The organism is Brotaphodocola sp. (assembly GCF_050873065.1).
Lineage (GTDB): Bacteria > Bacillota > Clostridia > Lachnospirales > Lachnospiraceae > Brotaphodocola.
Window position 1 is genome coordinate 37,836 of record NZ_JBNMIC010000012.1, and the last position, 25,031, is coordinate 62,866.

17 protein-coding genes and 3 riboswitches are annotated in these 25,031 nt (G+C 48.5%); of the genes, 2 read left to right on the forward strand and 15 right to left on the reverse strand.

The features are described from left to right. Position 1: 1 nt before the first annotated feature. The 6 genes from whiA to ACR0QE_RS05185 all read right to left on the reverse strand — a co-directional run bounded on the left by whiA (position 2) and on the right by ACR0QE_RS05185 (position 6,816). On the reverse strand, positions 2 to 967 hold the full coding sequence (gene whiA, locus ACR0QE_RS05160; RefSeq protein WP_432627291.1) for a DNA-binding protein WhiA: 966 nt from the start codon (positions 965 to 967) through the stop codon (positions 2 to 4). A 27-nt stretch (positions 968 to 994) separates the two neighbouring features. Beyond that, the gene (rapZ, locus tag ACR0QE_RS05165; protein WP_432627292.1) at positions 995 to 1,897 is read right to left on the reverse strand and encodes an RNase adapter RapZ; all 903 of its coding nucleotides are present in this window, start codon (positions 1,895 to 1,897) and stop codon (positions 995 to 997) included. Between the two features lie 49 nt (positions 1,898 to 1,946). Beyond that, positions 1,947 to 2,840 (reverse strand): UDP-N-acetylmuramate dehydrogenase, encoded by an 894-nt coding sequence (gene murB / locus ACR0QE_RS05170; protein ID WP_432627310.1) that lies wholly within the window; start codon positions 2,838 to 2,840, stop codon positions 1,947 to 1,949. Positions 2,841 to 3,042: 202 nt separating this feature from the next. Continuing rightward, a complete protein-coding gene (hprK, locus tag ACR0QE_RS05175; RefSeq protein WP_432627293.1) occupies positions 3,043 to 3,981 on the reverse strand; it encodes an HPr(Ser) kinase/phosphatase in 939 nt (312 codons plus the stop codon). Positions 3,982 to 4,109: 128 nt separating this feature from the next. After that, positions 4,110 to 5,996 carry an excinuclease ABC subunit UvrC gene (gene uvrC / locus ACR0QE_RS05180; protein ID WP_432627294.1) on the reverse strand — a complete coding sequence of 629 codons (1,887 nt, stop codon included), beginning with the start codon at positions 5,994 to 5,996 and terminating at the stop codon, positions 4,110 to 4,112. Between the two features lie 130 nt (positions 5,997 to 6,126). Next, a complete protein-coding gene (locus ACR0QE_RS05185) occupies positions 6,127 to 6,816 on the reverse strand; it encodes a DUF1653 domain-containing protein (RefSeq protein WP_432627295.1) in 690 nt (229 codons plus the stop codon). A gap of 199 nt (positions 6,817 to 7,015) precedes the next feature. Here ACR0QE_RS05185 and ACR0QE_RS05190 point away from each other — a divergent pair, with 199 nt between their 5' ends. Both ACR0QE_RS05190 and ACR0QE_RS05195 read left to right on the forward strand, forming a co-directional pair. Next, positions 7,016 to 8,497: a DUF1846 domain-containing protein gene (locus tag ACR0QE_RS05190; RefSeq protein WP_432627296.1), complete on the forward strand. Its 1,482-nt coding sequence runs from the start codon at positions 7,016 to 7,018 to the stop codon at positions 8,495 to 8,497. 278 nt (positions 8,498 to 8,775) lie between these two features. Beyond that, positions 8,776 to 8,859: riboswitch (cyclic di-GMP riboswitch) on the forward strand. 144 nt (positions 8,860 to 9,003) lie between these two features. Beyond that, positions 9,004 to 9,087, forward strand: a riboswitch (cyclic di-GMP riboswitch). A gap of 109 nt (positions 9,088 to 9,196) precedes the next feature. After that, positions 9,197 to 9,703 carry a CAP domain-containing protein gene (locus ACR0QE_RS05195; RefSeq protein ID WP_432627297.1) on the forward strand — a complete coding sequence of 169 codons (507 nt, stop codon included), beginning with the start codon at positions 9,197 to 9,199 and terminating at the stop codon, positions 9,701 to 9,703. A 172-nt stretch (positions 9,704 to 9,875) separates the two neighbouring features. Here the strand turns inward: ACR0QE_RS05195 and ACR0QE_RS05200 are convergent, their stop codons facing one another. The 9 genes from ACR0QE_RS05200 to ACR0QE_RS05240 form a co-directional block, all read right to left on the reverse strand. Beyond that, a complete protein-coding gene (locus ACR0QE_RS05200; protein WP_432627298.1) occupies positions 9,876 to 10,904 on the reverse strand; it encodes a hypothetical protein in 1,029 nt (342 codons plus the stop codon). Beyond that, positions 10,901 to 11,851 (reverse strand): class C sortase, encoded by a 951-nt coding sequence (locus ACR0QE_RS05205; protein ID WP_432627299.1) that lies wholly within the window; start codon positions 11,849 to 11,851, stop codon positions 10,901 to 10,903. The genes ACR0QE_RS05200 and ACR0QE_RS05205 overlap by 4 nt, the downstream gene beginning before the upstream one ends. A gap of 8 nt (positions 11,852 to 11,859) precedes the next feature. Beyond that, the gene (locus ACR0QE_RS05210; protein WP_432627300.1) at positions 11,860 to 12,717 is read right to left on the reverse strand and encodes a class C sortase; all 858 of its coding nucleotides are present in this window, start codon (positions 12,715 to 12,717) and stop codon (positions 11,860 to 11,862) included. Between the two features lie 381 nt (positions 12,718 to 13,098). Then, positions 13,099 to 14,619 carry an isopeptide-forming domain-containing fimbrial protein gene (locus ACR0QE_RS05215; protein WP_432627301.1) on the reverse strand — a complete coding sequence of 507 codons (1,521 nt, stop codon included), beginning with the start codon at positions 14,617 to 14,619 and terminating at the stop codon, positions 13,099 to 13,101. Between the two features lie 237 nt (positions 14,620 to 14,856). Continuing rightward, positions 14,857 to 20,004 carry a SpaA isopeptide-forming pilin-related protein gene (locus ACR0QE_RS05220; RefSeq protein WP_432627302.1) on the reverse strand — a complete coding sequence of 1,716 codons (5,148 nt, stop codon included), beginning with the start codon at positions 20,002 to 20,004 and terminating at the stop codon, positions 14,857 to 14,859. A gap of 101 nt (positions 20,005 to 20,105) precedes the next feature. Continuing rightward, a complete protein-coding gene (lepB, locus tag ACR0QE_RS05225; protein WP_432627303.1) occupies positions 20,106 to 20,720 on the reverse strand; it encodes a signal peptidase I in 615 nt (204 codons plus the stop codon). A 2-nt stretch (positions 20,721 to 20,722) separates the two neighbouring features. After that, a complete protein-coding gene (locus ACR0QE_RS05230; RefSeq protein WP_432627305.1) occupies positions 20,723 to 20,983 on the reverse strand; it encodes a DNA repair protein in 261 nt (86 codons plus the stop codon). 254 nt (positions 20,984 to 21,237) lie between these two features. After that, positions 21,238 to 21,328, reverse strand: a riboswitch (cyclic di-GMP riboswitch). 141 nt (positions 21,329 to 21,469) lie between these two features. Next, entirely contained in the window at positions 21,470 to 22,870 is a 1,401-nt protein-coding gene (locus tag ACR0QE_RS05235; RefSeq protein ID WP_432627306.1) for a S41 family peptidase, read from the reverse strand. A gap of 342 nt (positions 22,871 to 23,212) precedes the next feature. Next, complete coding sequence (locus ACR0QE_RS05240; protein ID WP_432627307.1) at positions 23,213 to 24,823, reverse strand: peptidoglycan DD-metalloendopeptidase family protein; 1,611 nt, start codon at positions 24,821 to 24,823, stop codon at positions 23,213 to 23,215. Between the last annotated feature and the right edge of the window lie 208 nt (positions 24,824 to 25,031).

Consider the following 25,031-nt stretch of genomic DNA (forward strand, 5'->3'; position numbering starts at 1 on the left):
TTTACGCCCCTGTAACCGAATGCCGCTGTCGCAGATCCTCTGCCACCTCCCCGAGTTTTCGAAGGCGGTGATTGACCCCAGACTTACCAACAGGCGGATCCAGTGCCTCCCCAAGTTCCTTCAGTGTCGCCTCCGGCCTTGAAAGGCGCAGATCAGCAATCTCCCGAAGTGTATCCGGAAGTTTCTCAAATCCCATATGATCACGGATATAAGAAATATCCTCTATCTGCTTTACCGCTGCAGACACAGTTTTATTGATATTGGCAGTCTCACAGTTGACTTTCCGGTTTACGCTTCCGCGCATCTCTTTTAAAATCCGGATATTCTCCAGTTCCATCAACGCAACCGGAGCCTCCATCACGTTCAGAATATCCACAATCTGACTGCCCTCTTTCAGATAGACCACATTATACTTTTTTCTCTGTATAATCTTTGCTTCCAATCCGAAAAACAGCATCAGCTCCTGCAGCTGAACCGCCTTCGCAGGCGCGGCACATGCAATCTCAAAATGATAAAACTTTTCCGGATCACTGATGGATCCCGCTGCCAGAAATGCACCCCGGATAAAGGCACGTTTGCAGCAGCTCTTTCTGATCACCACATTCTGAGCCAGCGACAGATTCTCCTCGATCTCTCCATACGAATCAATCAGCTTTGCCGCCTGAAGAACACGGATTGCATCCTCATGTCTGCGGATACATACCGAGTAAATGCGACTGCTGTGATTTTCCATTCCCTGACGCACGGAGACATCAGTCTTTATATTAAATGTTTTTTTCAATAATGTAAAGTACTTTCTTGCAACTGCCACATTTTCTGTATGAATTTTAATACAATAGGAATCCCTCTCCGAGATCTGTACCCTTCCGCACAGACTGATGATCGCAGCAATCTCTGCAATCTGGCAGTGTCTCGCAGAGGACAGCTGATGAGAAAGTTCCTCCTTTACCATAGAAGAAAATGACATCGTTCTCTTTCATCCCTTCCCGGCAGGTCACGTTTTTTCGCCGTCCTGCAAAGGCAGACTGCGGCTCTTGTCCTTGCCGATATCGCGGTGCTCAATCTTCAGCCCGTACTCTTCAAATCCACTCAGATGCTGATAGAGCGCACTCGCAACCGTCACAGAGCGATGCTTTCCGCCCGTACATCCAATCGCGATCACCAGCTGATTCTTTCCTTCCTTCACATAATTCGGGATCAAAAAATCCAGCAGATCATACAGTTTTCCGAGGAAGACATCTGCCGTCCCGCCCCGGCGCACATATGCCTGCACCTCGGCCTCCTCTCCGGTATGGCTGCGCAGAGCCTCCACATAGTATGGATTTGGCAGGAAACGCACGTCAAAGACCAGATCCGCATCCGCCGGAATTCCATACTTAAAACCAAACGACAGAACCGTGATAAACAGGTTCTGGTACTTCTGATTGCCCACAAAAATCTTCTCGAGCTCCTGCTTGAGTTCCCTCGTCAGAAGCTGACTCGTATCAATAATGAAATCTGCACTCTCTTTCAAGAAATGCAGCTGTTCTCTCTCCAGACGGATTCCGCTGTCCACGCGCCCTTTTCCCGCAAGCGGGTGGGAACGCCTCGTCTCTTTATAACGCTTGACCAGTGTCTCATCCTTCGCATCCAGAAAGAGAATCTCACACGGGATCTTATTCTGTTTCCATCCCTCCAGAATCTTCTGAAGCTGCGGCAGTGTCTCCCCACCACTTCGGATGTCAATTCCAAGTGCCACCCGCTCATGGGCTGCCGGTTTCTGAAGCGCCAGATCGACAAACGGTTCCATGAGCGGAACCGGGAGATTGTCCACACAATAAAATCCGATGTCTTCTAACATTTTCAGGGCAATCGTCTTTCCCGCCCCGGACATTCCCGTCACAATCACCAGTCTCACGATTTTTTCCTCCGAATTTCCACTTACTTCTTTCCAGACTTTTCAGATCTTAATCTTCCGAAAACTCTCCGAGAAGTTTTACCTCCAGTTCAAGCTGCACCCCGGAATGCTCCCTGACTCTCTTTTGTACCTCGCGGCAGAGGTTTAAAAGATCTGCTGAGGAAGCCTCTCCCCGGTTAATCACGAATCCACAGTGTTTTTCGGAAACCTGTGCATCTCCGATGCGAAAACCGCGCAGTCCTGCGACCTCAATCAGGCGGCCCGCAAAATCTCCCTCCGGGCGCTTGAAGGTGCTTCCTGCACTCGGATACTCGAGCGGCTGTTTTTCTCTTCTCTTTCCCGCAAGTTCCTCCATCCGCTCCCTGATCTCTGCCGGATTTCCTTTCTCAAGGACAAATTCTGCACCGAGAACCACATATCCCTCTTTCGGGATACAGCTCGTCCGGTACCCCAGCTCCAGCTTGCCCGACGGAATCTTCACAACTTTTCCGTCCCGAGTCAGCACGGTTGCGGATACCATCACATCCTTCATCTCTGATCCGTAAGCTCCCGCATTCATGACGACAGCTCCGCCGACGCTTCCCGGAATTCCCGCTGCAAACTCAAATCCCGCAAGTTCTGCCGCGAGCGCATTTCTCGCAACCGACGCAAGCAGTGCCCCTGCTCCCGCGCAAATCCGGTTTTCTTCCACCGTGATCTCTCCAAATGCCTTTCCGATCGAGATCACCACGCCCCGGTATCCCAGATCTCCGACAAGAAGATTGCTGCCATTTCCAATCACGGCATAGGGCACGCCGGCCTCCCGGCAAATGCAAATCACTTCTGCAAGCTGATCGGCGTTGTGCGGTTCCGCAAAGTAATCCGCCGGTCCGCCCGCACGAAACGTCGTGTGGCGGCTCATCGGCTCCTTCTCACGCAGTCCTCCCTCCGGCAGAACCTGCATCAGTTTTTCTCCCAGACTCTGATCCGCTGCCTGATCTTTCCCCTGCACATTCTTTTCCACATTCTGCGCTGTCATCTGCTCTGTCATTTATTTCTCCTGCTCCATCTTGTTTTTATTGTTCCAATCGACCCGTTTTTAACTTTTCAAGAACCCGTTGCGGGGTCTGCCCCGGGTCATTCTCCTGCAAGTACAGGTGATTTTGTTACTTGCGGTCCTGCATCGCACGTCCCAGATTTGCCTGTACACGGTTGTAAAGTTCCTGAGCGGCATTGTAACCCATCTTCTTCTGGCGGTAGTTGACTGCGGCGGATTCCACGATGATTGCCAGGTTTCTGCCCGGACGAATCGGGATATTGTGGCAGACTACCTTGTTGCCCAAAAATTCCGTGTACTGATCCTCCAGACCGAGGCGGTCGTATTCTTTATCTTTATCCCAGTCCTCGAGCTTGATGACCATATCGATGTTCTGGGTATCCTTTACGCTCTCTACACCGAACAGTGCCTTGACGTCAATGATTCCGATACCGCGCAGCTCAATGAAATGTTTTGTGATATCCGGCGCACTTCCGACAAGCGTCGCATCGCTGACCTTGCGGATCTCAACCACATCATCGGTCACGAGACGATGGCCGCGCTTGATCAGCTCCAGAGCTGCCTCACTCTTACCGATTCCGCTCTCGCCCATGATCAGAACACCCTCACCGAATACATCGACGAGAACGCCGTGAATGCTGATGCACGGAGCCAGTTTTACTTTGAGCCAGCGGATGACCTCTGCCATCAGATCAGATGTCGTCTTGTCAGACACAAGAAGCGGAACCTGATAACGGCGGCAGAGATCCTGCATATCCTCATCCGGCATCTGTCCACGGCTGTATACAATACACGGAATCTCACTCGTGAGAAGACGCTCATACATCTGCACCTTCACTTCGCGGGAGAGCGTCTTGATGTAAGCCTGCTCCACATATCCGATGATCTGGACACGCTCCCGGTCAAAATGATCAAAAAATCCTGTCAGCTGAAGGGCTGGACGGTTGACCTCCGGGTGAGACAGAACTTCCTTGTCCGTATCGATCTCCGGAATCACATTCTTCAAATTCATCTTCTTAATCAATTCTGTAATTGTAACACCGTACATACCTTTTCTCCTTTTCTAAACCTCTTTGTGTTTTTTGTTTTATTTTTTGCCGATTCGGAATACAAAGCATCAGCAAAATCTGCTCCCATCATTGTATCATACGCATCTAATAACCTGCGTTCATCCTATCATATCTGTGCAGGATTGTCATCCTCGTTTTTCCTGAAAAACCGGTATACATTTTCAGCTGCCATCCGGTTCATACCCGGTATTTCCATGAGTTCCTCAACCGATGCCGCTTTCACGGCGTCAAGCGATTTCAAATGCTTCATCAGCGCCTTTCTTCTCGTGTCCCCGATTCCCGGAATATCGTCGAGAATTGAGCGCACCTGCCCTTTCGAGCGCAGACTCCGGTGATACTCGATCGCAAACCGATGTGCCTCATCCTGAATTCTCGTGATCAGACGAAATCCCTCCGAGCGCCGGTCAATCGGAATCTCCTCGTTCTGGTAATAAAGTCCCCTCGTCCGGTGATTGTCATCCTTGACCATTCCGCAGACCGGAATCGAAAGTCCGAGCTCGCCTAGTACTTCAAGCGCAATATTGACCTGGCCGCGCCCGCCGTCCATCATCAGAAGATCCGGAAAACGGGTAAAACTTCCAAGTGCTGTGCCGAGATTCTCTTTTTTGAGCCGCTCGGCCTCCTCAAGCCCGTGCGTAAACCGTCGCGTCAGCACTTCCCGCATCGACGCATAGTCGTCCGGTCCCGTCACCGTCCTGATCCGGAACTTGCGGTAATCACTGCGCTTGGGCTTTCCGTCCTCATAGACGATCATCGATCCGACCGACTCATATCCGGAGATATTGGAAATATCAAAGGCCTCGATTCTTCGCACACCGCTAAGACCGATCCAGCCGGCAACCTCCTGCATCGCCCCGCTCGTGCGCGCCTCTTCCCTCTTATTGCGCTCATTGTCCTGAATCAGAACCATCGCCGCATTTTTCTGTGCCAGCTCCACAAGCCGCTCTTTCTCTCCCTTTTTCGGAACCACAATGCGGACTCTCTGCCCTCTGCGCGCGCAGAGCCATTTCTCGATCACGTCCTGATCTTCTAACTCTTCCTGAATCCATAGCTCTCTCGGAATAAACGGGGTTCCGGAGTAATACTGCTTCACAAACCCCGTCAGGATCTGGGAGCGCCCCTCCTCACTTCCGACGGACATTCCGAAATGTTCCCGCCCGATCATCTTGCCCTCCCGGACAAAGAAGACCTGAACAACCGCATCTTCGCCGTCGCTTGCCATCGCAATCACATCCCGGTCCTCCGTCTCCTCACTCGTGATCTTCTGTTTCTGCGCAATCTGCTTCACGCTCGCGAGAAGATCCCGATACTCCATCGCCTTCTCGAATTCCATCGCCGCCGAAGCTTCTTTCATCTTATTTTCAAGATATCCGAGAAGCGTGTCATAATGTCCATTCAGAAATTCCAACACCTGCTCCGTCTTCTTCGCATACTCCTCCCGGCTGATTTTCCCCTGACAGGGGGCATCGCACTGCCCGATGTGGTAGTTCAGACACGGGCGGGCTTTCCCGATATCTCTCGGGAGCACGCGGTTGCAGGTGCGAATGCGGTAGATTTTCTGCATCAGATCAATGGTATCCTTCACTGCACCCCCACTTGTGTACGGGCCAAAATACCGGCTCTTGTCCTTTTTCATCGAGCGCGCCGTCATCACTCTCGGAAAATCCTCCCCGACTGTCACTTTGATATACGGGTAAGCTTTATCATCCTTGAGCATCGTATTGTAGCGCGGCTGATGCTCCTTGATCAGGTTGCATTCAAGGACGAGTGCCTCAAGCTCCGAATCCGTCACAATGTACTCAAAGCGGGCAATCCTCGACACCATCTGCTGAATCTTCGCCGTCTTGTTCCGGCTGCTCTGAAAATACTGGCGCACACGGTTTTTCAGACTGATCGCCTTTCCCACATAGATAATCTCATCCTTTGCGTCATGCATGAGATAAACGCCCGGCTGGGAGGGCAGCTTCTTCAACTCTTCTTCAATATTAAACACTCTCTGTCCCTTCCTTTCCCGCCTGCAAATCGTAAAAATCTAATTGATCTGTTTTCATCTGTCTGACTGATAAATCCGATAAATCTAATAAAGCCAATCAAATCTGCTCCCGGCAGCTTAGATGAAATTTTTATCTCAGACGGCTTCCATCATAGCGATATTGCATCCGTAAGAAACTTGCAATCGCTCCGACCTGCTCCTCGACGGAACCGGACTCCGGCTTCATGTCGAGCACGAGATACATGCTGTCAAGATCTCTCTGAGAGGCGGTGTGAAGCATTTTTTTCAGGCACTCCATCCGGATCTCATAACTGTCCGTCTCAAGAAAACGAAGAAAATTCGGGTCAGGCTCACCGTCCTCCACAGTCTCTTCCCCGAGATCCACCAGTTCAAAATCATCACTCTGGTCTTCTTGCATCTCTTCTGTTCCGTTTTCTTTTGTCTCTGTGGTTTCTTCTTTTTCCTTTATTATTTTTTCTATCTGTTTAGTTGCTGCCTCTTCTCTTGTTTTACGATTTGCTGCGTTTCCATCGGTTTGCTGATCTGCTCCTGCTGTCCCTGAATCCATCCCCGGATCTGCGAGATCTGCCGCTTCAACCCTCTTAAACCGATATCGCTGTTTCACATTCGGATATTTTTCTCGGTCCACCTCACTGATAAACATCTCATACGGGCGCACATACACTCCATAATCTCCATAGAGTGCCTGATAGACCACCATCTTTTCTTTCGTCTCAGAATGAGTCGCCACCGCCACAATCTGGTACATTTTATTTTTAAAATGCCGGTAGAATTCTCCCGGTTTCACCGTTCTCTCCATTCCGCCCGCCTCCTGTTCTTTATCTCCATATCCGTTTTTTCGCTTCTTACAGCATCACAGGGGGAATTTTCCAGTCAGAACTTTCCCTCCCGCAAACGATACTCTCATTATAGCACATTTCAGAATACACTTCATTTTTTCTTTTCAATTATCAACGGATGTGCTACAATATCCCTTATGGAAAGAGAGGGCACAACTGATGAATAAAATCGGATTTGACAACCAGAAATACTTGAACATGCAGTCAGAGCACATCCGTGAGCGAATCAGCCAGTTCGGCGACAAGCTGTATCTGGAATTCGGCGGAAAACTTTTCGATGACTACCACGCTTCCCGCGTACTTCCGGGATTTGCACCGGACAGCAAACTCAAGATGCTTCTCCAGCTTGCAGATCAGGCAGAGATCGTCATCGCCATCAACGCTGCTGATATTGAGAAAAACAAGATCCGCCATGACCTTGGCATCACTTACGACGTAGATGTTCTGCGCCTGATTCAGGAATTCCGCGACAAGGGTCTCTATGTGGGAAGTGTCGTAATCACCCGCTACACCGGTCAGGATGTCGTTGATCAGTTCCGCACCCGTCTGGAAAATCTTGGCATCCGCGTTTACCGCCACTATCCGATCGAGGGTTATCCGAACAACATCGCCCATATCGTCAGCGATGAGGGATACGGCAAGAACGATTACATCGAGACCACCCGTCCGCTCGTTGTCATCACAGCTCCGGGACCGGGAAGCGGAAAGATGGCTACCTGCCTCTCCCAGCTCTATCACGAGAACAAGCGCGGCATCAAAGCCGGATATGCAAAATTCGAAACTTTCCCGATCTGGAACATCCCGCTCAAGCATCCGGTCAACCTCGCCTACGAGGCTGCAACCGCTGATTTGAACGACGTCAACATGATTGATCCGTTCCATCTCGATGCCTACGGAGTCACCACAGTCAACTACAACCGTGATGTCGAGATCTTCCCGGTACTCTCCGCAATGTTCGAGGGAATCTTCGGAAGCTGTCCGTATAAGTCCCCGACTGATATGGGAGTCAACATGGCTGGAAACTGCATCATCGACGACGAAGTCTGCCAGGAGGCTTCCCGTCAGGAGATCATTCGCCGCTACTATCAGGCACTCGGCCGTCTCGCAAAGGATAAGGGCAGTCAGGATGAGGTCTATAAGATTGAGCTTCTGATGAAGCAGGCAAAGATCACCCCGGATTACCGCCCGGTTGTCCCGGCTGCGAATAATCTTGCAAAAGAGACTCAGTCTCCGGCTGCTGCTCTGGAACTCCCGGATGGCAAGATCGTGACCGGAAAGACAACCTCCCTCCTCGGTGCCTCCTCTGCGGTTCTCTTAAACGCAGTCAAGGAACTCGGCGGAATTCCGGATGAGACTCTTCTTATCTCTCCGACATTCATTGAGCCGATCCAGCACTTGAAGACCGAGTATCTGGGAAGCAAAAACCCGCGCCTGCACACCGATGAAGTTCTGACTGCACTCTCCATGTGTGCGGCAAGCGATGAGAATGCCCGCCGTGCCCTCGAGCAGCTCCCGCTGCTGCGCGGATGCCAGGTTCACACTTCGGTAATGCTCTCTTCTGTGGATGTGAAGACCTTCCACGCCCTCGGAATCCAGCTGACTTCCGAGCCGATCTACGAGGATAAAAAGCTTTACCATTAATTACTCGGAATACAATTCTGAGTACCATTCCAAGTACAATTTTAAGTATCGTTCGGAATATCATTTTGAGTATAATTCTGAATATGATTCTGAAAAAGCTGTCGTTTCGCGGTTATGATCGCGAAACGACAGCTTTTTTCAACTTTTTATTTTGTCGCGTGAAAAAACTGTTAAAAAAAATTTTATTTTCCCCTTGCATATTTTTAAATCTTACTCTATAATAAAAGTACAAAGAAACAGTCCGTGCAGATATTTATCAAGTTTCTGTGCGATTTGTATTTATAACCCGGCAAACCTGTTGAAAAGCAGGGACGCAAAGCTATAGGGCCTTCCCTTTTTAAGGATGGCAGCCAGTTGCCTGATACATTTGTAATGTATTTGTTTTAGCGTCCCTTTTCCAGTATGATCTTCAACAGTCATATGATACGGAAAAGGTTTTTTTATTTTAAAATCAAAACGCTACACACATTACGGTTCAGGCCTTTTATATCACATGAAGGGCGTGAAAACTACCTCGGCAAACTTATTGAAAAGTAAGGACGCAAAACTACAGGGCCTTCCCTTTTTAAGGATGGTAGCCAGTTGCCAGTATCGATTCTGTCGTTTCGATATTGTTTATCTTCAAACTTTTGAATAATGAAAATCAGCCTTAGTAGTTTTCCTCGTTTTTTCGATCGTTTCGATTGGAGGAAAAGGAAAATGAAGAAGACATTAATTACTCTTGCAACCGCAGTCATGATGTTCTTAGGAGCAACGGCTCCGTTCACTACCATTCAGGCTCAGGCCGCTGAGCAGACTCAGACCATGGATTCCGAACTGTTACACGATATTAACCAGCTTCGTGCAGAGCAGGGTCTCCCGGCACTTACTCTTGACAATTCTCTGAATGACATCGCAGAAATCAGAAGCAACGAAATTATTGATAACTGGAGCCACACCCGTCCTGATGGAACTTCCGGATGTGACATGATCAGCGCAGACAACTATCGCGGTGAGAACCTTTCTTACATCAGCTATGATGATTTTGATTTCTCCGCAAGCGATCAGACCGATGCAGCTGACAGCGTATTCTCCAGCCTGAAAGACAGCCCGGCTCACTACAACAACATGGTAAACAGCAACTACACCAAGGTTGGTATCCGCACCAGCGTAAGCCAGACCAGCGATGGCGTTAAGCTCTCTACCGCTTATATGTTCTCCAACTAGAATCAAGCAGTCAATCAGCGATGTACCGCATCAAAGACCAACGGTCAAAAGCCAAAAGTCAGATCAAAAAAGAGTTCGTATATTTTTCCACAAAAAAGAGTCCGGACGAAGGGAAATCCTCGTTCGGGCTCTTTTACGTTCAAGTCAATCTCAGTCCTGACCTGCGCTTCTCTTATTTTTCGTGATGTTCTTCTGATTTTCGCTTTCTCAGAAGGACAATTATTCCCGTCACACTCGCGAGAAATACAATCGAAGCAACCAGACTCACCGCAAGAGAGCGGGGATCCCCGGTTGCCGGAAGGAATCCATCACCAAGCACACCCTTTCTCGGTCCGCGCTTCTTGTTCGGATCTTTTGAGTCCGGAAGTACTCCGGTCCGGCTTCTTCTGTTTCTCGGATTATTCTCATCATCCGGGTTGTCTGGATTATCTGGATTATCAGGGTTTTCCGGTCCTGTCGGAGTCTCCGGCACTGTTGTCATCTCCGGTGTTGTCGGCTCCGTCGGAGTCTCCGGCACAGATTCCGTCGGCTCAGATGGATTGGACGGATGATCGTCGTCGTGTCCACCACCGCCACCGCCGGGCTTACTTGTGATTGTTTTTGGGTAAGCCGTCATCTCATACTTCCATCCGTCCTCCTCACGCTCAGGAAGTGTCATCAGATAGGGCTTTATCGTCACGTTGTCAAAGGACTGACGGTTCTGAGCCACCAGATAAATCCCCTGCGAAAGTTCCTCTGCCTGCAATTCGCCGCGCACAGTCTGACCGGAGAAATCCGGCTGAATCCCATTTCTCTGCGCATATCGATAGATGCGTCCCGCAAGTTCCAGCATCTCATCGGCTGTCATCTCTCCGATCGTCTCCCCGGTCTCGGAAAACGCCCCAGTCATCACATAAGTTCCGGTTCCACCGTCCCACTCTGCGACACGGTAGAGATGGATCGTCGCCTTCTTTTTTTCAGACTTTAAGTCGATCGTCAGATGAACTTTGCGATCCGGGTTCCACGATTCCGCTGCGAGTGCCGTCACCGCCGTTGTTCCAAAGATCGTCGTCAATGGCTGCCGTGTGAAAAGCTGCGTGAAAGGCTGTATAAACGGCTGTGTAACAGATTGTCCGAGAAGAGGAGCCGCCGTGCCAAGCATTGTGGCAGTCACTGCCACTGCCGTCCATTTTTTCCATGTTTTCCATTTCCATCGTCTCATTCTGGCTTTTTCTCCTCCTCTCCCTCATCTGTCTTCTGGTCCGTCTGAATCTTCTGAGTGTTCTTGGTATTCTGCTTTTTTTTCGGTTTTACCGGAATCATAAATCCAACCAGAACTGCAAGTGCAAGAAGTCCGGCTGCAATGCCTGCCTTCTGCCACAGTGTCAAGCCCTGAACAGACTGTCCGGCAAGAAGCGGATCTTCATTCTCCACTGCCCCTCTCATTGCCACGGTCTCATCGATCTTTCCATCGTAATCAATCCGTGCTCCTCGGATCAGAATCCGGTGGCTGTTGACCCCATACGGCGTACAGGTTACAAGCGTCACAAAATCGCGTTCCGGGTCAATCTGAATCTGATCAAGTTTTTCAGGGAGCACAACCTCAATCTGGTCGATCTGATACTCGAGAATCTCTCCCAACACTCTCAGATAAAACACGTCTCCGGTCTGAAGACGATCGAGATCCGTAAACAGTTTTGCTGACGGAAGTCCGCGATGACCCGAGAGCACCGCATGGGTTCCGGCTCCGCCGACCGGTAGGGAAGATCCCTTTAAGTGACCAACTCCAACCTGAAGAACGCCCTCATCTGTCCCGTGATAAATCGGAAGATCCACATGGATCGCCGGGATTCGGATCTCGCCCATGACACCCGTCCCGCCGACATTCAGCAAATCTTCATATGGGCCATCTGTGCGTTCATTTTCCGCACTTACGGCAGAAGCCAGATTCGTGTAGGCGGCTGCAAGCTCTGCATTGTATGCCTGTGCTTTCTCAAGTTCCGCTGCGTAGTTATCTGTTCCCATCTCCTCCACGGCTTCCTGATAAGTCGCAATCGCCCGGGAACTGTTCTTTTCATTCACATAGTTGCTGACAGACGGATAAGCCAAAAGCCCTCCGCCTGCCAGAAGAATGAGTCCTATCACAAAGGACATGATATGTTTTTTCACCCGGGTCTTCACTCCTTTCCATGCCGTTTCAGATCAGGTTTTTGCTTATTTCCTGTAAGAAGTAGGATCAGTCCGATCAAGAGCATCGGCAATGCAAGGACAGGTGCCGCCAGCAGTGGATCGATCTGGATGGCATCCGCAGTGACGCGAATATCGGATGAAGAGTCATCCTCATCATTTGCGACGCGGTGACCCCGCACGAGAAGTCTGTGTGAATTGATTCCGTAAGGGGTACACGTCACAAGCGTGCATAGATCCTGTCCCTGTTCTATTTCCAGATAGTGCAGATCATTCGGTTCCACGATATGAATCTGATCTACCTCATATGTAAGTGTCTCATCGAGCACTCTCAAAAGGAAGCGGTCGCCCTCTTCCACTTTATTCAAATCCGTAAACAATCTCGCCGACGGAAGACCTCGATGTCCGGAAAGCACACAGTGCGTTCCCAGTCCTCCAACCGGCAGGGAAGATCCCTCAATATGGCCTACTGCAATCTGCAGGACGCCTTCACTCGTTCCATGATAAATCGGAAGAGAAACCTGAATCGATGGAATCTCAATGTATCCCATCACGCCCGTTCCGCCGATATTGAGCTGTCTCTCATAATCCTGTCTCTGGTCATCACTCAATGACCAGCGTTTCTTTTCATCGGGCATCTGCGCGTTATACTGGCGCGCGTCCTCCCAGATTTTTTCATACTGATTTTCATCAATCTCCGCCACGGCTTCCGCGTAGGAAGCAATCGCGCGGGACTGGTGAAAGGAATTCCAATAGTCGCTGACTGTCGGATAAGACAGCAGGATCAGTCCGGCTGCAAGAATCATCACCAGTATTGCTGTTGACCAATGTTTCTTCATCCACCTCATAACTATAACTGTCTCCTGCTGTCGTTTCTCTTTTTTTCTTTTTCTAATACTCTAATACAATAATACAAGAGTTCTCTTTCTAACACGAAAGGGAATCTGAGATACTCAAAATCTCAATGCTTAAAATAACTTGCTTAATACTTGATTTATACTTGATTTATTTTATATTGTCTTTAAGGCTCTGCCGGCAAGTAAAGTCCTGCAAACACGTTCTCACTCCGGGTTCGACGTAACGGTGCATAAGGCTGTAAAAAACACAGCCTAAACACCGACGTCTCACACGGGTTTGCAGTGACTTTCTGCCTTGCAGAGCCTGCCCACGCTGCGATGTCAACTAAGTTGTCTACTATGATGTCTACTAAGCTGTCTAAGTATTACAATTTATTTTTCTTCTTTCTCCATGCGCTTCTTGGTGATCAGAAGAACAACTGCACCAAGAACAAGGATTGTACCGGTCAGGTAGAAGATGGTTGTACCGATGCCACCGGTGGACGGAAGCTCTGTACCAGTGTGGTTGACGATGTTCGTGGTTGCAGAACCATCTTTTGTGCTAACAGTAAAGGTAACGGTCTGTCCCTCTTCTGCATTTGTTCCAGAAATCACACGTCCCTCTGCATCCTTTACTACCAGATCCTTGAATGCCGGCTCATCTGACTCAGTATCATAGGTTGCCTCTACGGTAAAGATCAGATCCTCTGCCTTGTTGTAACCCGCCGGAACAGTGGTCTCGACGAGCTTGTACTGACCTGCATCAAGACGGTTGAATTCGAATTTGGTTACTCCGGTAATCTCACTGCCGACTGCAACGTAATCATTTGTTTTTTTATCAAACTTGTAAAGAGTAAAGCCTGCACCTGGCAGCTCATCGCCCTTTTTGTCTACCTTGTTTGCAACCAGCTTGTAGGTGAATACGATAACCTTGTCAAACGGGGTCTTTCCAGTACCATTTCCATAAGGATTGTTACTGAATTCCAGCTTTGCCGTATTCGGGTTTCCTTTGCTTCCAATCTCAAACTTATCATTCAGAATAGAAGTATATGTTACAACAATCTTGCTATCCTTATCTGTGGTAACTTCCTTTAAATTCTCAAAAACCACCTCAAAAGTGCAATCATCTTTCAGTCCCTCTGTTACTACCTCATACTTGCTTTCATCAACTTTGTTGTCATCGGTTGGCTCATTATTATCTTTGACTACATAAACTTTTACCGTATCCGGCTGGAAAGTGAGACCTTTAGACTGAACATCATGGAATACATATTTGTAAGTCTCATAGCTGTCATAGTTTTTCGGCAGAGTACCAGTCAGCTTGAATGGAACCTCATCATTTACATCATAGTCTGCTCCATCCTGCCAATCTGTTACATTTCCAGTAGAGTCATTTTTTTCTTTAAGTTTTTTCTCAATCGTCGGAACATCTTCCTTTGTAGTAACTGTGAGTTCCTTTTTTCCTGCGGTGTTCAGCATAACCAGAGAATACGAATCCGGATCTTCGCCCGTTTTTGTCTCTGCAATTAAGTAATAACCCTGATCAACATCTTTAAAATGATCATCCGATGTCGTTTCATCTGCGCCAAGAGCCTTTACACTTGCATAAATACTATCTGCAAATTTACGCAGATCCGTCTCATTCAATTTAGAAATATAGTCAATAATTTCTGTATCTGTTGTCTTTTTAGTAACACTCTGAAGCACTTCGCGATATTTTTCATTTACTGTATATGCAAAGTTTGAGCTGTTTCCCTCTGTCGCATCTAAGAGTCTGTATGCCTCATATTCTGCACCTGATGCACCATTTGCGATTGTAATCGTTGTTTTTTCTGCTGCGAATGCCGGTACTGTCAGTACAAATGCCAGTACGAATGCCAGAATCAGACTGGCAATTTTTTTCACTCTTTTCATTCGTTTTTTCCTCCTGCTTGTCCTTTGTTTTTCATACTCATCTCAGAGCCTCACAATCATCTCATACATCTTGCATTCATATTTTCCCGTATAAGAATGATTATGAACTTTTCCTGCTGTCACATTTTCATTTTTTTCCTGTGACAGCCTGCGTTCGAGTCCCTCGCCCGCGGAATCCAGCGACGTCTCGCGCGAATTCCAAGTCTGTTCTCGTCGGTCTCTCTCATGCGCTCCTCGTCACCTCCTCTTATCCGAAAAACTCTTTCTTTGTTTTGTTCGCATCCGCCTCCACTTTCGTGCACCAAATCCCGCTCCCGACAGGGCTGTGAGCAGTGCTCCGCTTTGCCAGATCACATCTGCTCCAACTCCACCGGTTTCCGGAAGAGAATAATCAATCTCTTTTTTATTGGTAATCAGGATATCTCCTGACTGGATGCCATTATTATTGTTATAAATGACGGTATATCCGGATGGATTACCTACTTCCATAACCCGATACCAGTATGGCTGACCTGTTTTTGAATCCGTTGCATCCACAGTCCAGGAATAACTCCAGTCATTGTCTGCACTCAGTTCAACTTCATCTCCATATGGCTTTGCATCTGCCTTCTTCCATGTCTCCACATCTCCAGAAACTTCCATTTTCAAAAGACTCGCGTAGTTTTGATCGTCCCAGTTACCTGTACCTACTGGAATCAGCAAGGTATCTCCTTCAATCTCTGAGATGTCAAAAGTTTTTGTATACCACGTCACATTTTGACCATAAGTAGAATCATAATATGGTGTCTGTGCCGTAAATCCACCTTTTTTTACCATTGGATCAGTGTTGCTATCCCACCATGTATATTTCAGCGCTTTTACTGTGATAGTTCCGGAATCTTTGACATATGCATCTGTCTCCATCTCCTCCAGATTGTTATTGTTATAATAGCGAATGATCACCTTCACCGGTTTTCCTGCACACTCCATCTCTTCCCGATAGAGCTGTACGCGGATCTTATCACTTCCCGGATCGATCTCTCGGTTCTCTTCATCCACCCAGACCTTCTTGACATTAATCTGAGTGTTTTTGTTTGGAACATAATAGAAACCGTCCCGCTCTCCATCGCTTCCGCCGTAGAACGTGACATTTCCTGCATTCGAATCACCCGTCCATCTGTTGAAGAAATTCCAGGCATCATTGTTGCTGACAATATTTTTGGAATCGGCAATCTTATTTCCATTCTGCATCCAGACAAAGTACCAGGCGTCATCGGACTTTACATATCCATCCGGTGCTTTCGTCTCTGTGATCTTGTAGAGATGATTTCGCTCAATAATCGTTCCTGTACTCGAAAGGCTGCTTCTCAGTTTGAAAATCAGCTCTCCGTTTGCATCGGTATCGTAAGTTCCAATCTGCTTCCAGTCTCCGCCTGTCTGTCCCTGATCGACTTCATAGAGCGTGAACTGTGCTCCGGAAAGAAGTTTGGAGTAGTTTTCGCTGTCAACCTTGTAAAACCGAAGTTCTGCATTCTTATCAACCGTTACGGCGGAAGTTGTATCGATCGCCACAAGCTGATTGCGCTTGGAGAACTGTCCATCCAGAGATACCTCGTTTGTCATGGTCAGTTCTTTTGACGCAGCGCTCTTATTCTCAAACGCATACTCATAGACAAGAACACAGGCAAATTCGTCCGGAATCTTCATCTCAAGTTTGCGCGCCTTATCATTGTAACTCAGACTGTATCGGCTCTTTTCTACCTCACTTCCGAGATGATCTTCTTTCTGTCCGTCGTACTGATACAACTTTACGGACGTGAGATCCAGATGAGCTTCCACTCCATTTGGCACAGTCAGATTATCGGTTAAGCTGAGTTCATCGCTATCCGGATGAAGATCAGCCGCACCCGGATTGATCACGACAGTGTAGCGCACCTTGTCGATCTGCTTCATCTGCCCAGTTGTCGCATCCCACTCTTCCAGCTGGGTTGCCGACTTGCGAAGTTTTTCCACATCCTTTGTCACTTCAGTCGTCTGATCCGATTTATTTCCATTCCAGTCCACTGTGTTCGTGTAAATCTTGTGCTCATGGGACTCATCTTTCCAGTATGGATCGTCCTTCACGGAAATCTGATAGGTAAGCTGAATCGTATTTCCGTAAGGATTGGACGGATCTGACTTCTTTGTGTTATAACCACCCGGAATCGTGATTGTCATAAGATTCGTCTTGGAATCCACACTCACCTGTGGTTTCTGTTCATTACTAAAATCATAACTTCCGCCATCCCACCAAAGTGCAGATACCTGATTATACTGCCCTATATAAAACTTTGCCTCGAGGGAACCTTCCACATAAGTGGCACCATCCGGAATCTGGTCTTTCAGCACGATCTCTCCGTTCTCATTCTCCTCCGTGTGAAGAAGAATTTCATAATAGAGAATTCCACTCTGTCTGTCATAGTTGACAGACTGCTCTCCAGAACCATAAGATGAGAAGTTGCCCCACTGGTCCTTTACCTTCGTGTTCTTCTCAATTCGGATCGGTCTTTTATGCTCATGGGAGGCATCACTCGTCATATCGTTGATACTTCCAGTGTTCACAAAATTTCTCGTCTCATTCTCATCCATTCCGGTGTAATCCACAATCGTCGGATAATCCCAGATCTTAAAATAAATGCCTTCGAGTGTCCGTCCTTCTTTCGGGGTCACCGTAATCTCAAACCGTTTTACATGAGTCGTCGTGTCACTCGGATCTACTACTTTTCCGTCAGCATCATAGTAAACAGCTGAGAATGTGACAAAGTCATTTTCTACCCATTTAATCGTATGGATCTTGCCCTCTTCATCCTGAAACTGCATCTCCATGTTTTTCTCAAAGACACTCTGAAGCTCACTTGCGAGTGCATAATGGCTGTCTGGAATTTCATTTCCATTGCCGTCAACCCCATCATGGATGACATCCTTATAGGTAAATGCAGAAAGCGTTCCATTCGGAATCGTTCTCTCTACCTTCCAGCGGTAATGAATCTTTCCGCCGTCAACGTAGTTGTTCTGATACGATTTCTGAAGCTTCTCATCGCGATGCTTAACCGAAACTGTCGTGGAAGAAGACCAGTTTTTTCCAGAATCAGGATTTTCAAAATCGGCACTGTTTTTTACATTGCCTTCCAGTTTCGGCGCCGTCGTCTGGAATTCCATCGTGTACTTATCGTTGCTTCCATTCGGAAACGTGTAAAGAATCTGACGATTCTGAACATCCGACTTCGAAATCGTTCCCACCACAGTTCCGCTGCTGTCCCGGATAATCACATCGCTGAGCAGATCCAATCCCTCCGGAAGCGTATCTTTAAGGTGATATCCACTGATATCTCGGCGGTCTTCATTGACTGCAATGTTCCAGTTGATCACATCCTTATTTGCGTCATAGTATCCGCTCTTTGCGATCATGTTCTTGGAAATCTCAATCCAGCTCCATTTCCAGTCTTCCGATCCATCACTCTTCACTCCCGCGGCATTCTGAACAGTCTCCTGTCCGGAAGTGGAAGTTGACTTGACATCCGCACGATAGTTCACCACATAACTCTCTCCCGCCTTAAGCGGTGGAAGATTTTCATAGGTAAAGGATTTGTTTCCATCTGCCTCTGTCTGAAACGTCGGCTGGTACTGATCGGAGAGATCTGTCAGATTGCCCTCAGCATCTTTTTTCTGGAGTCTAAAACTTCCTTCCTGATAAAGACCCGTTGCACTTCCTCCACTCTTGAAGCTGTCCATGATCGTCACAGTATCTTTTGTTCCGTTCTCCGTGGATGCCTCAATCGTGTAATCGATCGCCGTCTTATTTTCATTCGGAGTACCCGTCTTCGTGATCCTTAAATCGGTCTTGTCCTGATCTTTCTTTCCGATTGTGATCGTTCCGGCTGCTCCGCCAAAATTGATTTTTCCGTCCTCTCCGGTTTCGCTTGCAGAAAGTGTTCCCTTGAACTCCACTCTTCCATCAAACTCTTCTCCATCTGCGAATGCATCATAGAAAAGAATCTTGATCATTCCATTTGTGTCAATCGTGTACGTTCCGACTGCCACACCTTTCTGATACACGATTCCGGTCTGCTCTTCAAGTGGGCGGATTCCTGCCGGGAGCTGATAATAGATCGTCTTGTTGTCCTCGTCTACTTCTCCCTCCGGAATTGTGAAATCAATCTCCGCTTTCACCTGATCTCCGTCAACAAATTCGGTGCTCTCTCTCCACTCACCATTGATGATCTTCCAAACGGTTACGTTCGTGATATAATCGGTAAAGTCAATTCCCTCTTCCTCATTCTCCGCGAATGTCGCAATCTCACCGTCTTCCTCATCTGACAGATCATTCAAGAGCGCTACCGAGTAGGAATCATATCCAAAAGAGGTAAGCGGCAGTCCCTCACGCTGAACCGTCACCCAGCTGGTCGCACTGTCCGGCATTCCCTTTTCGTACCGAAGCGCCTCGATCATATCCCAACTCATCCAGTTTAGCATCAGGGTTCCCTGAAGGTTCTCCCGTGCGGAATCTGCTGCAAAAAGCGCTTCCTTCTTCTCAACGGCACTTGCGCTGTAAAACTCCACAAAGCTGAGACCGGAATCCGTCAGGTTCCACTTGTATCCATCTGCACCCTCCTCCGCATTGGAAGGACTTGCATCAGAAGGGCTCGCCTTCTTTGTCAGATCATGCTCCACGGTCTCAACCGCATGTTTCAGCATGGAAAACAGCGTATTTTTCTTTGGCTTTTCTCCTGTTTCTGCACCCACATTTTTCGCCTGTGCGTCAGACGGGGTCGCCTTCTGATTGCCCTGCTTCTCTGCCGATGTATTTTCCGCCGGCTCTGCATCCGAATCCGTCGCCAAATCTGCCAGTCTCTCTTCCTCACTCTTCAGCTTTCCGTCCTGATCGAGCGCGGAAGCAAACGTCAGATCAAAGTCCTGAGACGTTCCCTGCGGGAGCCAGAACCAGTAGTTGACTCTGCCCTCCTCGATCTCCCCATACGAATGGATCTTATCCGCTGCGACCCGGTGAAGAATGAGATCACTGCCGTCATCCATCTTCAAAGTTGCCTCGCCCTGCCGGTTGAAAGAGAGACCGACCAGATAAGCGTTCTCTTCTTTCGTCGACAATGCAAAATACGTTCCGTCTTCCTGATCCTCATCTGCGGTTGCTGCCACATGAAGCACGGATTGCTCTCCATATTCCAGAAACTCTTCTTCCGTGCTAAGCGCCGGATTGCCGATCTCCATACTGATCGCCGGTCTCATCAGCGCCTGAACAACTCCGGCAATCATGATCACCGAAAGCAGACAGGCGAGCACGGCAAAACGTTTTGCCTTTCTGTGCGCCTGAAGATAAATCGATATCTTTTTCAAAAGATTCTCTTCCATCTCTCTTCCCCCCTTTCTTTCAAACAACTTGTCAAAACACTCTCTACACGCTCTTCATTCTCTATATCAATCAGACATCTGCCATACATATTCTATCATTCCTAGTGAATTACTCCGATATGATTCAGAGGCCAGACCCGAAAAATCACGCGTCCCACAATGTACTCATCTGCGATTGCCCCGATTGACTTGGAACGGCTGTCCACGGAAGTCGCGCGGTGATCGCCCATCACAAATATCCTTCCGTCCGGAACCTGATAAGGCATCTCGATGTCACACTCTCCAAGACTCTTATCACTCAGATACGGCTCATCAAGCACCTGATTATTGACACTGACGGTTCCGTCCTCTGCAATTTCCACATACTCTCCATCAATCGCAATCACTCGTTTGAGAAGAATCTTATTGTTATAATAAAACGCCACGATATCTCCGCGCCGGAATTTTCCATTCTTCACTGCCACGAGAACCTCTCCATTCTCCAGGGTCGGCTCCATACTCGTTCCCACAACCTGAAGAACTGGAAAAACAAGAGTTGCCAGAAGCACCGCTGTCGCTGCCACACACACCAGAATCATCACGGTGCTGCGAAGAGTCCGAAGATAGCGCATCCGGTACTGTTCCCGCACAAGCTGTTTTTTCCATTGAACAGAGGTTGGACGAATCTGCGAAAACTCAGAATTCTGAGTCTGCTTCGTCTTTTTACTCTTGTCCATACTTAACGCCCTTCCTCTCCTGCCATCCTGCGAATATTTTCCAGATAGAGGTCCGCCGCTCTCTGCGCCGCCTCAAAAACTCCGCTGAGTTTCAGGGATGCCTCTGCGATGGAACCTGACTGCTCAATGCAGATCTCTTTTCTGGAAATGGCTTCTCTCAGCTCTTCATTTTCTTTTCTGAGCTGTTCATTCTCCTCAGACAGAGACACCAGAATTTCCAAAAGCTCCACTCTTCTCAGCTTTCTCAGTTCTTTATCTGTCATCTCGTCTCCTTCCCTGATTTATCCCATCCTGCAAACAATGTTCTTCTATAATTTATACTTATCGTCTTCTTGCGAATCAAAAATGATTTTACCATATAAATGGATACCAGTTGGACACTGGATAGACATTACTTTTACCAAAAATTACCGGTTTTTTCAAATTGTCGGACTCTCCCCAACACGTTTTAATATTCAAAGCAATAAAAAACCGTACCCCAACTGTCACAGATTTTGATAAACCCATGACACTGGAATACGGCAACTGGCTGTCTGAACAATTTATTCTATGATTCGGACCCTATAGCTTTGCGTCACAACCTTTCGATTGCTTTGCCCTCATATTTCATACTGTTTTTTGTCTCTTCATGCCCGTCATTTTTGTTAGAAATATTTTATCATCAGCCTTTTAAATTCGCAAGTATTTTTTGAAAAACAGAAACACTTCCCTTTTTTTCTTAACATTTTCTTGATATCTCTTTTTGTTTTTTACTGCTCCGCCTTTAAAATCTCAATTGCTTTCTGGACCTGATTGTCCCTGTCGAGTGGAATGGTGTCATAAATGTTCAAATCAGATACATCCGGAGTCTCATACTCGACCTCTACATCCGGGGTCAGCCCCTTCTTGTGAAGATCATTTCCCGCCGGGGTGTAGTAGTGTGCGACTGTGATCTTGACTGCAGATCCATCATCTAACGGAAGCAGGCTCTGGACAATTCCTTTTCCAAATGACGTCGTGCCGACAAGCTTTGCTGCTCCGTAATCCTGAAGTGCTCCGGAGAATACCTCAGATGCGCTCGCCGACTGTCCGTTGATCAGAACTGCAATCGGAACCGTGATCTCATGGTCATCCGGCTTCGGATACTTTTTGTCTGTACTTCCATCATTATACTCATGCAGGATCTGACCGTCCTTGCAGTAATAGCGGTCTGACTCGCCCTCTTTTGTCGCAGTTGTCAGCAGCGTTCCATCGAGTTTGTCCTCCGGAAGCACATACGCCGCCATCTGGACGCAGGAATCCACAACTCCGCCCGGATTGTCGCGCAGATCAATGATCAGGCGCTCCATGCCCTTGCTCTCAAGATCATCGACTGCCTTTGCGAACTGATCCCCAGTCACGACATCAAACTGGCTGACCATGATATATCCTGTATTGTCCTCGAGCATCTGATGCTCCACGGTATCCGTCTCGACCATCCGGCGCTCCACATGAAGCGGAATCTCCTCACCATCACGCAGAACCGTAAGATCAACGTAGGTACCTTCCTCGCCCTTGATATGCTCTTTGACAAGCACATCAAGATCCGTCGAAGCTGCCTCAAGATCTCCGACTTTATACAGGATATCTCCCCGCTTCATCCCGGCCTCTTCCGCCGGTGAACCGGAAAAGACGCGAAGAACTGTCACTGCATTTGTATTCCGGTTCTGGCTGACAAGAACACCGATTCCGCAGTACACTCCCTGCGTCTCCTCCGTCAGTGACTCATACTCCTCCGCTGTGTAGTAAGTCGAATACGGATCGTCAAGCCCATTCATCATTCCCTTGTAAATGCCAGCCTCCACTTTATCCATATCTTCATCAAACAGGAAATACCTGTTCACTACCGACTGAAGCAGGTTCAGCTTCGCCCCGACTGCCTTCATATCCAGACGATTCTGGGCAGTCGCCTGCGTGCTTTCCACAGATGTGGAATTCTGTCCGCTTCCGTTTACCGAACGCTCGATCACATTGATCCCCGAAGCGACCCCGACAACCGCAAGACCTGCAAACGCGGTCACCAGAGCGCCGGTCAGCACGCCTTTCCAGAAACCACCCTTCTGCGCCCCGTCACCTTGCGCTTTTTTGTTTCCTGTATCGTGTTCTTCCTGATTCTGCGTTTCTTTTTCCATATCCACTGCTGTCACCTGTCTTTCTTTTCGACTGTCTAAAACACGCTTTGTGTATAATCTCTAATCTTTTCTAAGCGGTGCTGTTCATCCTGCACCCAAAAACCTGGGCTTTTCTCGCATTCGTTGTTGGCGCCGTAAGGTGGGAAAGTACCTGCAAACCCGTGTGAGACGTTGGTGCTTAGGCTGTGTAGTTTACAGCCTTATGCACCACTACGTCGAACCCGGAGCGAGAGCGCGTTTGCAGGACTTTTCCCCACCGTCGGCGCCCTAAAACCTGAAACTACCTGAAACTCCCTGAAGCTCCCTGAAGCTCCCTGAAACACGCTAAAGCGCCCTGATTTTCTACGGACTCACATACTTGAGCGGATTCACATAACTTCCATTGACCCGCACTCCAAAATGCAGATGCGACCCCGTCGAGTATCCGGACGAACCGACTTTTGCGATCGTCTGCCCCTGCTTGACGCTCTGTCCCTCCGAAGCTATAAGCTGGGAGCAATGCATATACACCGTGTACAGTCCGTTTCCATGACTGATCATGATATAATTTCCCGCGGAATAGCTGTATGTCGCAGCAACCACCGTTCCCGATGCCGCCGCCACAATTCCGGCTCCCGTGCTCGCACCGATGTCGATTCCCTGATGGTAAGTCGAAGCTCCCTTTGTCGGAGCCGTCCGCTTTCCAAATTTGGAATTGATCTTGCTGCTTGCCGGACACGGCCATATAAATTTAGTATTTCCGCTGCCGGAACTTTTATTCAAAGAAGAATCCGCAGCCGCTGTCTGTGTCTTCGCAGCCTGCTTTGTCTCCGCCTGCTGTTTCGTCTCCGCGGCCTTTGTCTTTGCTGCCGGTTTCGTCTCCGGAGCAGCCGTCTGCGCATTGGCAACCTGTCTCGTCTCCGCCGCAGGTTTTGCCTCTTCCTCCGGTTTTGCCGCCACACGTTTCACCTCCGCAGCCTCCTTGCTCGCCTGAATACTCGCCTCGACTGCCTTTTTGCTTGCTTCTGCCGCCTGACGACTCGCCTCCGCGGCTTTCTTGGCATCGTCTGCCTTCTTTGCCTCCGCGGCTTGTCTGCTTGCCTCCGCGGCCTGACGGCTCGCCTCTGCCGCCTTTCTGCTCGCTTCTGCTGCCTGGCGTCTCGCTTCCGCCTCAGCTTTCCGCTTTGCCTCCGCGGCTCTTCTCGACTCCTCCGCCGCTTGGCGCGCCTCTTCTTCCTTGCGCTTGATCTCCGCCTCAATCTGCTCGATCTTCTTCTCCTGCGCCTTGATATCCTGCTCATACTGGCTGATCTGTCCCTGAGCGGTGTTGATCTGCCCCTGATAGCTGTTCAGTTCCTCATTCTTTGTCGCAAGAAGCGTCTGAACCGACTCCTGCTTCGCCTCATTCTGCTCTCTCAGCGTGACAAGCTCTGCGTGATCCGACTCAAGCTTCGCCTCATGATCCGCAATCTTCTGCTTGTTCTGGGCGTACTCCCGAAGTTTTGAGCGGTCATAATCCGAGATCTCCCGGATATACTCCGCACGGTTCAAAAATTGTCCCATATCTTTCGACTGTAAAAGCATGTCCAAAAATCTCGTCTGCCCATGCTCATACATATATTTGATCCGCATCTTCATGTCCACATACTGGTTATCCTCAGTCTGCTTCGCCTCCTCGAGATCCTCCCCGATCTGCGTGATCTCTGTCTCCTTGTCGCTGATCTGCGTCTTGATCGAGTCAAGCTCCCGGTTCAGCGTCTCCATCTGTCCATCAAGTTCCTTGACGTAGGCAGCGGTGTCGTTCTTCAGACCTTCCAGCTTTTTCAGAGATTCTTCGACCTTCTTCTTCTCCTGCTGCATCACAGAAGCCTTCTCTTTTTCCACCTTCACGTCCTGTTTTGTCGCATAGGCGGGCTGAACACCAGACAGTGCAAGCACAACTGCAAGCACCGTCCCCATTACCTTTCTCTTCATAACTATATGCATACCGCCTTTACTTCTGAAACTCTTATTTTCTTACTTTTTTCTCTGTCTTCTATCAAAATCACAGAGTACCACGCCTAACCAACCGGATCAGACGTGGGTGAATGCGTAATGATCTTAAAATATTTTAAATCATTTATTTTTTTGATTATTGATATATTCTTTTACCGCAGTACTCGTTCGGTCACTGACAGTCCCA